The sequence below is a fragment of the Halomonas sp. A3H3 genome (assembly GCF_000982975.1).
In the GTDB taxonomy this organism is placed as follows: domain Bacteria; phylum Pseudomonadota; class Gammaproteobacteria; order Pseudomonadales; family Halomonadaceae; genus Vreelandella; species Vreelandella titanicae.
On the sequence record NZ_HG423343.1, the window covers coordinates 2,585,803 to 2,598,689 of the forward strand.

General features: G+C 55.4%; 10 protein-coding genes. 1 reads left to right on the plus strand and 9 read right to left on the minus strand.

Annotated features, from left to right (window positions below; genetic code table 11):
• Positions 1 to 22: 22 nt before the first annotated feature.
• The 6 genes from phbB to HALA3H3_RS11520 form a co-directional block, all read right to left on the minus strand.
• The gene (gene phbB, locus HALA3H3_RS11495) at positions 23 to 769 is read right to left on the minus strand and encodes an acetoacetyl-CoA reductase (protein ID WP_022521710.1); all 747 of its coding nucleotides are present in this window, start codon (positions 767 to 769) and stop codon (positions 23 to 25) included.
• Between the two features lie 4 nt (positions 770 to 773).
• Positions 774 to 1,091 (minus strand): hypothetical protein, encoded by a 318-nt coding sequence (locus tag HALA3H3_RS11500; RefSeq protein ID WP_022521712.1) that lies wholly within the window; start codon positions 1,089 to 1,091, stop codon positions 774 to 776.
• A gap of 44 nt (positions 1,092 to 1,135) precedes the next feature.
• Entirely contained in the window at positions 1,136 to 2,260 is a 1,125-nt protein-coding gene (locus HALA3H3_RS11505; protein WP_022521713.1) for an ABC transporter permease, read from the minus strand.
• Between the two features lies 1 nt (position 2,261).
• On the minus strand, positions 2,262 to 5,036 hold the full coding sequence (rbbA, locus tag HALA3H3_RS11510; protein ID WP_022521714.1) for a ribosome-associated ATPase/putative transporter RbbA: 2,775 nt from the start codon (positions 5,034 to 5,036) through the stop codon (positions 2,262 to 2,264).
• The gene (locus tag HALA3H3_RS11515; RefSeq protein ID WP_022521715.1) at positions 5,033 to 6,109 is read right to left on the minus strand and encodes an HlyD family secretion protein; all 1,077 of its coding nucleotides are present in this window, start codon (positions 6,107 to 6,109) and stop codon (positions 5,033 to 5,035) included. The genes rbbA and HALA3H3_RS11515 overlap by 4 nt, the downstream gene beginning before the upstream one ends.
• 297 nt (positions 6,110 to 6,406) lie before the next feature.
• Entirely contained in the window at positions 6,407 to 7,060 is a 654-nt protein-coding gene (locus HALA3H3_RS11520; RefSeq protein WP_022521716.1) for a protein kinase family protein, read from the minus strand.
• A 530-nt stretch (positions 7,061 to 7,590) separates the two neighbouring features.
• On the opposite strand from HALA3H3_RS11520, the gene HALA3H3_RS11525 reads away from it, so the two are divergent.
• Positions 7,591 to 9,219 (plus strand): BCCT family transporter, encoded by a 1,629-nt coding sequence (locus HALA3H3_RS11525; RefSeq protein WP_022521717.1) that lies wholly within the window; start codon positions 7,591 to 7,593, stop codon positions 9,217 to 9,219.
• 130 nt (positions 9,220 to 9,349) lie between these two features.
• On the opposite strand, the gene HALA3H3_RS11530 is transcribed toward HALA3H3_RS11525, so the two are convergent.
• The 3 genes from HALA3H3_RS11530 to HALA3H3_RS11540 are packed head-to-tail and all read right to left on the minus strand — an operon-like array spanning position 9,350 to position 12,882.
• Complete coding sequence (locus tag HALA3H3_RS11530) at positions 9,350 to 10,759, minus strand: amidase (RefSeq protein WP_022521718.1); 1,410 nt, start codon at positions 10,757 to 10,759, stop codon at positions 9,350 to 9,352.
• Positions 10,760 to 10,761: 2 nt separating this feature from the next.
• Positions 10,762 to 12,036 carry a Zn-dependent hydrolase gene (locus HALA3H3_RS11535; RefSeq protein ID WP_022521719.1) on the minus strand — a complete coding sequence of 425 codons (1,275 nt, stop codon included), beginning with the start codon at positions 12,034 to 12,036 and terminating at the stop codon, positions 10,762 to 10,764.
• Between the two features lie 18 nt (positions 12,037 to 12,054).
• Positions 12,055 to 12,882, minus strand: coding sequence for a FadR/GntR family transcriptional regulator (locus tag HALA3H3_RS11540; RefSeq protein WP_053856964.1), 828 nt, complete (start codon positions 12,880 to 12,882; stop codon positions 12,055 to 12,057).
• Between the last annotated feature and the right edge of the window lie 5 nt (positions 12,883 to 12,887).

The following is a 12,887-nucleotide window of genomic DNA, read 5'->3' on the forward strand; positions in this document are numbered from 1 at the left end:
CCCCTCCCGTTACGCGGGCCGCTTAGTACATATGCTGCCCGCCGTTCATCGCCACATTACTGCCGGTCATGAAACCAGCTTGTTCGCTACAGATGAAGGCGATCAATGTGGCTATCTCGTCCGGTTTGCCGAGCCGCCCAACCGGAATCTGGGAGATCACCTTCGACTCCAATACCTCCTTGGGTACCGCCATCACCATGCTGGTCTCTAGGTAGCCAGGAGAGACGGTGTTGACGGTAACGCCACGCTTCGCCACTTCCATGGCCAGCGACTTGGTGAAGCCATGAATGCCAGCCTTGGCAGCGGCGTAGTTGGTCTGGCCGAACTGGCCCTTGGAACCGTTGATCGAGGAGATATTGACGATACGCCCCCAGCCGCGCTCGACCATTGCGTCGCAAAATGGCTGGGTCATATGGAACATCGAGTCCAGATTGGTACGCATCACCGCATCCCAGTCGACCTTTGTCAGTTTGCGGAAGGTGGCATCGCGGGTGATGCCAGCGTTATTGATCAGAATGTCGACAACGGTGCCTTCGGCCTCGATATTGCTTGCCAGTCGCTGACAATCGTCAAAGTTGGCCACATCGACGGCGTAGGCGGAGAAGTGGTAGCCCTTACTGGCCTGCTGCTGCAGCCACGTTTGGACATGGTCATTGTTGGGCGAGTGAGTGACCAGGACGTGATGTCCCGCATCGTGTAGTGTCCGCGCGATAGCTTCACCGAGGCCGCCCATGCCACCAGTTACAAGTGCTGTGTGTTGAGCTGTCATCCGTTCACTCTCCTTTTTTTGCTGTGTCTTGGGCGTCTGGTGTGCAGGTGTATAGCCAGTAGAGCGCTGGAGAGTTAGCACAGGTAGTGTCAAGCAAGGCTTTTGTCGTTTGAACCTGCCAACTTAATAGAGCTTCATACAGGCCCATTAGCAGAGCACTCTGTTTATCAAAGGACTGCTGTATGTATGTGCCCTTAGCGTAGGGTTGAGTGTCGAATATGTGCCACGCTTGCTGACTTTTCTGTGTCAGTTCCATCGTTTGATAACAAAGATCCTGATTGGCTTGAAAAAGCGCCAGAGGTAGGTTGATGTTGTGGTTCATTGTGTGCTCCTTCTGGTTTGTTGCGCGAATGGGCGCTGCTTTCCTCAGGCCATCTGGCTGATGGTCTTGCGAAAGCGAGTCAATGAGATGGTGAATAGCACGCTGCCAATTATCAGCAGCATCAGAAACTGACCCCAAACGACATCAATGCCGGCCCCACGGAATAGAATGGCCTGGCTCAGCTCGACGAAGTGTGTAGTGGGGGCGATGAGCATGATGTTCTGGACGAATTCGGGCATGCTTTCGCGTGGCGTAGCACTGCCCGAAAGCATTTGAAGCGGCATTAGAAATAAGATCATCAGCATGCCAAATTGCGGCATGCTGCGTGCCAGGGTGGCCAGGAAGATACCCATCGAGGTGGTGGCGAACAGGTGCAAGGCGGCTCCTGCCAAAAACAGGGCGACCGACCCTTCTACCGGTACTTGCAGCAGGCCCCGTACAACGAAGGTTAGTGAGAGTGTCACGGCGATCAAGACGACCGCCCCCATCGACCACACCTTGGCCAGCATGATCTCCGTTGGGGTGACTGGCATGACCAGCAAGTGTTCGATGGTGCCGTGCTCACGCTCGCGGATCAGTGCGGCTCCGGTGAGTATGATGGAAAGCATCGTGACATTGTCGATGATTGACATTAGCGAGCCGAACCAGAACTGCTCCAGCCCGGGGTTGAAGCGTGCGCGCAGGGCCAGGTCGACAGGCGGTGCGGCGCTCGCGCGGTACCGCTGGACGAACCCATTGATCTCGCCCATAACGATCTGCTGTACATAGTTATTGCCCGAGAAGGCCTGACTCATGCGGGTGGCGTCGATATTGAGCTGGAGGTCGGGCGTGCGTCCGGCCAGTACGTCACGCTGGAAGTTGGCGGGAACGACCAGTACAAAGGTGTAGTCCCCAGCATCCAGCCCTGCGTCCATTTCTGGAAACGAGATGATTGTCGGTTTCACAAATTGGGGAGGGTAGAAGGCCGAAGTGATCCGCGCGGAGAGCGGCGAGTCGTCTTCATCAACGATAGCGATAGGCGCGTTGTTCAGCGTCTCGGGCATCGCCGTGGCGGAGGTATAAACGGCGATACTAAACACGTAGACGATAAGCACCAGCATGATCGGGTCTCGCAGCAGGCTCCAGAACTCCTTGATGCCGAGACGAAAGATAGTGGCAATCTGGCGCATCTTAACGCTCCTGCTTTTTGAGTAGGATGATCGCCATTCCCATGATCACGGGAACCGACAACAGCATCGGTAAGAACGAACCGATGAGGTCGCGAAGGTCGAGTGCTTTGCTGAATACGCCGCGGCTGATGGTGAACATATGGCTTGCCGGGTAGATATTGCCGATGAATCGCCCGACACCGTCTAGTGACGAGACCGGGTCGGTCAGGCCTGAGAACTGAGTAGCGGGGATGAGGGTGCCGATCATGGCGAAAAACATGGCGGCGATCTGACTTTTGGTGATAGTGGATGCCAACAAACCCATCCCCGTAGCAATGATCGAGAACACTAGCGCCGAAAGTGCCAGCGTAGGGAAACTGCCGGTGATCGGCACGCCGAACAGCGTGATCGCAAGCCCGGTCATCAACAGAAAGTTGATCATTGCCAAGCCAATGTAGGGAATCTGCTTGCCGATTAGGAATTCGGCTCGGGTGACCGGGGTGACATAGAGGTTGATGATCGAGCCCATCTCTTTTTCACGTACTACCGACAGCGCGGTAAGCATTGCCGGGAGCATCAGTAACAGTAGTGGGATCACGGCAGGTACCATGGCCGGAAGGCTCTGGATATCAGGGTTGTAGCGGTAGCGGTTCTCGATGCTGGCCGCCATCGCGCTGGTCGCCATTCCAGACTGCCTTGCCTGCTCCTGTAGCCACTGCTGATGCATGCCCTGGACGTAGCCCTGCACGGTTTCAGCGCGCTGGGGCATGGCGCCATCGATCCAGGCCCCGATCGCCACGTTGCGTCCACGCATCACGTCACGTGCAAATCCCGGAGGTATCTCGATCGCCAGAGCCAGTTCCCCGCTGCGCATGCGGCGATCAAGCTCTTCATAGTCAGTCAGTGGGGGGCGCTTGATAAAATAGTGAGGGGCTCCAGAGAGATTCAGAGCGTAATTGTGGCTAAGCGAGGTTTGGTCACGGTCGAGGATGGCGTAGCTGAGATCCTCGACATCCATACTGATACCGAAACCAATCACAAACATCAAGATAAGCGAGCCGACCAGTGCCAGGGCCGCACGCACCGGGTCTCGGCGTAACTCCAGGGTTTCTCGCCACATATAGCTAAGCATGCGCTGCAGGCTGAAATGCTGGTGGCGTGGTGGTGGGGCAAGGTGAGTCTCTTCGACGATAGGGGGTAATTCTGTGGTAATGCTCACTGTCTGCGGAGTAGTTTGCGGCGCTGAACTCTCCTTATCTGCGCCTGCCTCGAGAAGATAGCCTATAAAGGCTTCTTCCAGTGTTGCCGCGCCACGTTTCTCGACCAGCGCCGCTGGCATGTCGCTATCGAGTACACGGCCTGAGTGCATCATCGACATGCGGTCGCAGCGCTCGGCCTCGTTCATGAAGTGAGTGGAGATGAAGATGGTCACCCGATCCCGTCGCGACAGCTCGACCAGGAGGCGCCAGAAGTTGTCACGGGCGATCGGGTCGACACCTGAGGTAGGCTCGTCGAGTATCAATAGTTCGGGCTTGTGAACCATCGCTACTGCCAGCGATAGCCGCTGACGCACTCCCAGCGGTAGACTCTCCGGCAGGTCGTCGAGTACATGATCGAGCTCGAATCGCTTGACCATCTCGGCGACCCGGTCGGCGATGTCGTGCTTTGCAATCTGGAATAGACGCGCGTGTAGCAACAAGTTCTGGTGCACGGTGAGCTCGCCATACAATGAGAATGCTTGGGACATGTAGCCCACTCGTCGGCGGGTATCGATATCCCGTGGATCGACCTCCTGACCGAACAGCCAAGCCCGGCCTTCGCTGGCAGGCAGTAGGCCGGTGAGCATTTTCATGGTGGTTGACTTGCCGCAGCCGTTGGAGCCGAGGAAACCAAAGATTTCGCCGCGCCGGATGCGAAAGCTGACATGGTCGACGGCCACAAAATCGCCGAAACGCATGGTCAAGCCCTTGGCTTCGATGGCAATATCGGTCTCGGTATCGACTTCCAGCGGAGGGATATGCACAGGTTGATAGTCGCGTTTCTTCTCTTCTGGTAGCAGCGCGATATAGGCGCCGTCCAGCGAGTCGCTGGCGGTACGCTCAAGTAGCTTCTGCGCGGTGCCGGTGGCGAGTATGCGTCCTGCATCCATTACCACTAGCCAGTCAAAACGCTGGGCTTCGTCCATGTAGGCGGTGGCAACTATCACGCTCATCTGTGGCCGGTCGACGCGGATGCGGGTGATCAAGTCCCAGAACTGGGCGCGGGCCAGCGGGTCGACGCCGGTGGTGGGTTCGTCAAGAATCAGCAGGTCGGGGTCATGAATCAGCGCACAGCACAACCCGAGCTTCTGCTTCATGCCGCCTGAGAGTTTTCCAGCGGGGCGCGCCAAGAACGAGTGTAGCCCGGTGCTGCGAGTCAGGTCGTCGATACGTCGGCGACGCTCACTGGCTCCGTGGCCGAACAGCCGGGCGAAGAACTGCAGATTCTCTTCAACGGAGAGGGTGGGATAGAGGTTTTTACCTAGCCCTTGGGGCATGTAGGCGATACGTGGCCCTACGCGGCTCCGGTGCCGCTTGTCACGCATGTCGCCGCCTAGCACCGTAACCTCGCCCTCTTGCACTTTGCGAGCGCCAGCGAGTAACGCCAGCAGGCTGGATTTTCCGACACCATCTGGGCCGATCAACCCGATCATGCAGCCAGCTGGCAATTCCAGATTCAGTGCGTCAAGTGCGGTGATGCGCCCGTGACGCAATGTTAGCGCGCTGACGTGGGCGACAGAGTGTGTCTCATGGCTCATGGTGAAACATTGACCTTGAGATTGTCGGGCCAGCTGGCGTCATCCTCAAGCTTTAAGTAAGCCATACCGGGTAGGCCTGTCTTGACCTGACTGATGTGCTCGAGAAGCAGATCAGGATTTATCTGAGCACGAACTCGAAACATCAACTTTTCTCGTTCGCTCTCCGTTTCTACGGTTTTGGGGGTGAATTGTGCAATACTGGCTACGAAGCTGACCCGGGCAGGAATCACATAGTCCGGCGCAGCATCTAGCACTAGGCGAACCTCGTCGCCGATGGCAACCCGGCCTGCCTCGCTAGTGGGCAAGAAGAATGTCATATAGACTTTGGTGAGGTCGACTAGGTTGAGTACCTTGCCTCCGGCACCCAACACCTCGCCTGGTTCGGCCACCCGGTACTGTACTCGGGCCAAGCGGTCAGTTTTCAGCTCGCTGTCCTCCAGGTCGGCCTCGATGCGCTGGATCGAGGCCTGGGTGGCTTCCACCTCTGACTCGGCTTCGATTACCTGGGATTCGGAAGCGCGGATAGCGGCTTGGGCGGAGAGCACCTGTGCATTGGCTGAAGCCAGGGCGGCCTGCTGGCTTTGGTAGTCGGCTAGGGTATCGTCGAATTGCTGGCGAGAGATGGCGTTTCGCTCTACCAATTCAGCCGAACGCTCGTAGCGCTTTCGAGAGGCATTCAGTTCAGCTTGTCGCTGGTTGACTACAGCGCGTGCGGTTTCCAGCTCGCTCTGGCGCATGGCAACCATGGCTCGGGCTGTCTCTAGGGCGTTCTCGGCTCGGCGAGTTTGTGCTCTGGCCTGAGCTAGATCGGCCTCCAGGGTGGCGGTATCCATGCGGGCGACCACTTGGCCGACTTCGACGAACTCGCCTTCTTCGACCAATACCTCCTTAAGGCGGCCAGCGACACGGGTGGCGATATCGATCTCAGTGGCTTCGATGCGACCGTTGCCGCTTGAGATACCTTCGCCCGGGCCCTCTGGCTGCAGCTCCTGCCAAACTAGCCATGCCGCAATACTGATAACGGCAATAGCCACCAAGCCTTTGATCCTTTGACTTTTATTGCTTGACTTCATGATGTTGCATCCTTGGTTGGCAGTCGATTGCTTGGTTAACGTTACTTACTCAATTACTGCGCCGATGGGTTGGCTGACATGGCTAGGTAAAGTTGTCCTGGTTTCAAGCGGTATGCGCACCGCTAATTTCCTGCCAGATGTGGAGAGTTAGCTCTGAGCCCATTTTTGTGGTATGAGCTTGTATTGAAAAAAAGTTGGAGCGATCAGATTCGTCGCTAAACCCTGAGTGAACATAAGCAATTAGATTGTTGTTGCTATTATCTAATTATTTATAGTCCAGGTTTTGACTTGGATCAATTAAAAACCGACTAGTCGGTTTTTAATTGATAAAATCTCCTCTCGTGCGGCTAAAAATGAAATGACTCTCCACACCCATTTTTGCAATCCATACTCATCCCAACGTCGAAAGCACCAAGCGAATGGGACGGCCCAGGGTTTCAGCTTAACCATTGATGTGAGATCGACTAGGTAGACACGCCCGCCTGGGGCCACCAAGATGTTTCCTCCACTGCGTAAATCCATATGGAAGAGGCGGCGTTCATGCAAAATTTCAACGCTTTTCTGAAGTTTGAGGTTGGCTTGTATTAGCTGGCGAGTGTCGAGTTTTGAAATAGGTATGGACGGCACGTAACGCAACATAAAAGCGTCTTTGTCGAGCCAGCCCAACCACTCGGGAACAAGCTCCGTACCATAAAGCCGCTGGTATGCTTTGCACTCTCGTCGCAATAACCAACGAATCAAGGGGCGTGCTAGCTTGGGGCGATAACGACAATCCTTAATTACAATCATTTCTTGTTGCCAATTTAAGGCGTAGGTGTCCGCATTGAGTGCTGAAGGCTTTTTTTTCAAAGGCATGCGTAAAGTTTGCGCCAAATGGTGCCGACGAAGAGCTTCCTTTTTGGGTAGAGAGCTCCTGGCTCTCGTGTCTTGGCAGAGTTTGGTTTGATTCATATCAGTTCCCTTTTGAGGGGGGGAAAAGCAGAAGTAGAATAGAGCCGAAAGCGGCGATGCTTTAATGATTCAACGAGTTATGAGGAAAGCAGAAGCTAATAATACACATACATTTCCGCATGTATGTGTATTAAGCAACAGCCTCAATGATTGCAATTATTCATTGGATTTAATCATTTAAGTTTGATGATAGTCAATAAAAACCGACCGGACGGTTTTTATTGGAGGGTGAGCTAGTTACACTAACGTAACGTTTCATCTAACGAGTAGGTTGCTACTAGTAGGGCCTGTTGACGTATCACTCACAGCCGCGTTGGTGACCGTCTTTATTTGGGGGAAGGCAGGAAGAGAGATGTTTGGTGTTTCCACATGAACGACGACTTGCTGTGCGGGCCGCCAATGCAATGATTTCGTTAGCAAGATATCTTGCTGATATCTTTGGTCACAAGGTGGTATCGCCTGCTGTGGGGCTGATCGAGCTGAATATTTAAAATTAAATCAAGCATAAGTTCGCTAAGCAAGGAGATGTGATGTATCGCCAAGCCACCTCAGGGTTATTCAAGGGAATGAATGCTCGCGTCACGTTGATCGCCATTATTATGGTGGTAGCGGCTTTAATTTATGGGGCCTTTTTTACCGGACACCTCGCCGACATCCTTGAACGCATGCGTCGCTCAGTGAACCCCTTTCTTGAGTGGTACTACGTCTTGCTCATCGCTTTTTTACTGCTGTTTATGATCTGGCTGGGTGTGGGGCGCTTCAAGAACGTACGCTTGGGTGGTGATAACGAACAGCCGGAGTTCACCTTTTTCTCCTGGGTTTCAATGCTGTTCGCCGCGGGCACTGGGGTAGGGCTTCTATTCTGGGCGGTGGCTCAGCCGATCCTGCAATTTCAGGAAAATCCTTTCATATCCGAAGGTATGAGCCCGGAGGCAGCGCGGGTGGCGATGCGCCTGACCTACTTCCACTGGGGGTTGAATGGCTGGGCGATCTTCTCTTTCGTGGCGTTAGTGCTGGCCTACTTCGCCTATCGCCGTAACCTGCCGCTGACGGTGCGCTCTGGGTTGGAGCCGATTCTGGGCAAGTATAATCATGGCATATTAGGCGACGTGGTCGACCTGCTTGCCGTATTTGGCACGGTATTCGGGATCGCTACCACGCTGGGGCTCGGCGTTCAGCAAATGAATGCGGGCCTTGATGCAGTCTTCGGGTGGGAGTCGTCAGTCAGACTCCAACTTCTTATCACTGCCGTGATTATGAGCGTAGCGACGCTGTCGGTTGTCTCTGGGGTCAAGCGCGGCGTGCGTCTACTCTCAGAGGCTAACTTCTGGCTAAGTATTGCGGTGGTGGTTTTCATGCTGCTGTTTGGCCCAACCCAGTACCTGATAGCGCTAACGATCGAATCCGCTGGTGACTATTTACAAAACCTGCTCGGCATGGCCTTTCACACCAATGCCACCGTTGCGGATGGCTGGCAGTCAGAATGGACGGTCTTTTTCTGGGGATGGTGGCTTGCTTGGTCGCCTTTCGTCGGTATGTTCATTGCACGGATCTCCCGGGGGCGTACCTTCCGCGAGTTCGTGATGGGAGTATTACTGGTGCCCACGGTGATTACCATTATCTGGATTGGCCTGTTTGGTGGCACCGCGCTCTATCATGAACTCTTTGGCGCAGGGGGGATCATCCAGGCCGTGGACGACGATGTGGCTACTGCGCTGTTTGCCACGGTAGCGGCAATGGATCTGGGCATGCTTGGCATCGGCGTATCGGCGGTACTGGTGGTGTTGATTGCGACCTACCTGATCACCTCTGCCAACGCTGGAACACTGGTGATCAACACTATTCTCGCCGGCGGTGATCCTGAACCGCCCACTGTACATCGCATCATCTGGGGGGCTGGGCTGGGTTTGCTGACAGCCGTAATGCTGCTGGCGGGTGGCCTTGAAACCCTTCAGTCAGCGGTGATTATGGCTGCCTTGCCATTTTCAGTGGTAGTGATCTTAATGGTGTTTGGACTACTCAAAGCATTGCACAGTGAGAGATTTGCCGCCCGTACCGGTTCGCGTATTGAAGCACCTCGCGAGCCTTGGGTAGACCTGGAAGATGCAGGGGCTCTACCCACACAAGTAAAGCCGGATGAGGACGTTAAGCGGCATTGATTGGGCTGAGCCTTGTGCCGTGTTAGCTTGGCTTCTCGAGATGAGGCTTACGCAATGCTAAAGTGCCGGAAAGCACTTATCTCGGCCCGCCTAAATTTGAAGGCTATGAGGTAGTGCTGTAAGACCGACTTTATAACACCTCTACCACTCCAGTCGGCGTCAGCGGCGGCAAATAGCGTTCAAGCAGTTGGGTGGCATGCAGTACCTTAAGGTCTTGATATTTATCTGCTACAAGGTGCAGACCTACCGGCAGTCCCTGGCTATCCAGCCCACAAGGCAACGAGGCGGCGGGTTGCTGGGTGAGATTGAAGGGGTAGCTAAACGGCGTCCAATCCATCCAGTCGCGGTAGATGCCTCCCGGTGGCACGTTGTGGCCCGCGGCAAAGGGGGCAATCGGCATGGTGGGTGTGACCAGTAGGTCATACTGTTGATGAAATGCCGCCATATACGCCGTCAGCTCGCTACGCTCGCGCCGCGCGGCAAGGTAGGCGGAAAGCGATACATCTTGCCCGCGCCGTGCGATATCCAGAAACCCAGGGTCGAGTGCCGCCTGCTGCTGTTCGTCTAGTTTTTCGAGTGCTTGCGTCGCGCCTGCAAACCACAGCGTATTAAACGTTTTGAGCGGATCGCTAAAGCCTGGGTCCACTCGCTCGACCGTAGCGCCCAGCATTTCGAGATAGGTAACGGCCTTTTCAAATCGCTGAGCAATATCCGGCGCTACCTCTACATAGCCAAGGTCAGCACTAAAGGCGATTCGCCAGCCGCGTAGATCCGCAGGAGGGGGCGTTAGCCAGTCCGGCCCAAGCGGATTGCCGGAGTAGCCATCCCGAGCATCGGGCTGCGCCATTACGCTAAGCATTAGTGCGCTATCTGCCGCGGTGCGGGTCATTGGCCCCAAGTGAGAGAGCGTACTCATGGTGCTGGCGGGCCACTGGGGTACCCAGCCAAAGGTCGGTTTAATACCAAAAGTGCCCGTAAAGCTGCATGGAATGCGTATGGAACCACCCGCGTCGCTGCCCTGATGCAACAGGCCAAGGTTAAGCGCCGCGGCTGCCCCTGCACCGCCGGATGATCCCCCTGGCGTGAGGTCAGTGTTCCAGGGGTTACGGGTAATGCCGTGCAGTGGGTTATCGGTGACGCCTTTCCAGCCAAACTCCGGCGAAGTGGTTTTGCCAATCACGATAGCCCCGGCGTTGCGCAGATGACGGCTGATTGGCGCATCCACCTCCCAAGGGCCTTCTGGTGGGGTGGTGGTCGACCCAAGACGCGTCGGCAAGCCTTTGGTTAAGGTCAGGTCTTTAATGGTAATGGGGATGCCATCCAGCGGGCCGCAGGGCGTGCCTGCTTGCCAGCGGATAGCCGACTCTGCGGCTAGGCGTCGAGCCTCTACATCGTTAACGCAGGTAAACGCATTGACCTTAGGGTTATCCCGTTCAATCCGTGCCAAGCAGTCTTCGACCAGTGACTCCGGCGAGAGCGAGCCCTCACCGAAACGGGCCAATGCTTGAACGGCCGTTAGTGTTTCAAAGGTCTCGGCCATGATTATTCACCACCCTCAACACCGGCAGCTTCAAGCATGGCGTGGAGTAGAACGTTACAGCCTGCGTGTACGTGCTCTGGTGTGGCGCTCTCAATCTCGTTGTGACTGATGCCATCCTTGCAGGGAATAAAAATCATTGCCGCGGGGGCAACGCGGCCAACAAACATGGCATCGTGCCCTGCGCCGCTGATGATATCCATATGCGACAGCTGGAGCTTTTCGGCTGCCTGGCGCACGGTATCAACACACGCTTTATTGAAGTGTTCAGGTGCAAAATCTGCGGTGGGCGTTAGCTCGTACGCCAGCCCGTGACGCTGACAAATCTCCTCAACAGCGACGGACACTGCCTGACCCATTGTCTCGAGCGCTTTAGGTTCCCAATGGCGCATATCCAGGGTCATTTTGACCTGGCCGGGAATCACGTTTCGTGAACCAGGGTGTAGCGTCATACAGCCGACCGTGCCGCGCCCGTGGGGCTGGTGATCAAAGGCGATGCGGTTGAGCGCTTGGGTAACTTCCGCAGCACCCATCATGGCGTCGCGACGTAGGTTCATCGGTGTAGGGCCCGCGTGGGCTTCAAGCCCGGTCAGGGTTAAATCAAACCACTTCTGGCCAAGCCCGCCAATAACCACGCCAATGGTAGTGTCGGTGTCTTCTAAAATAGGCCCTTGCTCAATGTGCGGTTCAAAATAGGCTTTGATCTCGCTTGGCGAGACCTCATCGCTGCCGCGGTAGTGAATAGCATCTAACGCATCGCTTACCGTCACGCCCTCTGCGTCAGTGCGCGCCATCATGGCGTCAAATTCAAGCACGCCACTAAACACACCGGAACCCATCATGCAGGGGGCAAAACGACAGCCCTCTTCGTTAGTCCACGCGACAACTTCGATGGGCGCTTGAGTCGTAATTTTGTGCTCATTAAGAGTACGTATCACTTCCAGGCCAGCCATTACCCCAAAACAGCCATCATACTTACCGCCAGTAGGCTGGCTATCAAGGTGGCTGCCTGCCATGACTGTTTTGGCATTGGGGTCACTGCCTTCCCGGCGGGCAAAAATATTGCCGATATTATCAATCCGAATGGTGCAGCCCTCGGCGCGGCACCACTGGATAAACAGGTCGCGCCCTTGGCGTTCTAAGTCGGTGAGCGCTTGACGGTTCACTCCACCTTTGGGGGTGGCGCCTAGCTTGGCCATTTCCATCAGCGCCTGCCATAGGCGGTCACTGTCGGTATGTAGGTCGTTGGTATGATTGGTTGGTGTAACGTAGGTGTTCATTTCACTCTCCTCACAAGATTAAACGGATGCATTTTCCGTCGTTAATTCGTGTAGCTTGGAACGGTGATTCTGCAGGTTGTGTGAATGGTTGCTGATCAGCATCTGAGCGGCCATTTCCGCTTCCAGTGCGCTCATATGATGCTCGGCATCAGCCATGTGCTCAGCCATAATGTTGCGGACACGCTGAGTATCTTCTGCACGGTAGGCCTCAACCAACTGGCGGTGGTAATCCTGGTTGGCGTGGTCGAACTGCTTGCGCTCAGGCACATAAGCTTTTTTGATCACCACTAAATCGCGCAGCATGTTGTTTAAAAACTGGCACATAAACGCCAGCAAAGGGTTAGGGCAGACGCGGGCCAGAAGTTGGTGAAACTCCAGCTCTAAAAAGCGCTGGCGGCGATGATCCTCCTCTCCGCCACAGCAGGCGCAGGCTGACATGTTGGCTTCAAGCTGCTGGAAATCATGCTCTGTCAGCCTGCCTACTACCGAGGCCGCCAGCTCAACCTCCAATAGCTTGCGTAGTTGGTAAACTTGCCTGCCATCCAACTGTTGGAAATGCAGGAAGTTGCGCAGCATGCGACTAGCGGGCTCCATGCCCGGCTGGTTAATTACCGGGCCGCCTTTAGGCCCGGTTTTTAAGGTGATTAGCCCCTCAACCTCGAGGATCTTCAATGCTTCGCGTACTGTGGCCTTAGCGCTGCCGTAAAGCTCCATCAGGGCTTTCTCATTGGGTAGCCGGTCGCCTTCCCCCAATGACTCGGCGGCAATCCAGCGCTTGATATCATCGCTAATCAACTCGGCAAGCTTGGGTCGGCGCCTTGAGGCTGAAACAGGGGTTTGAGCCATCAACT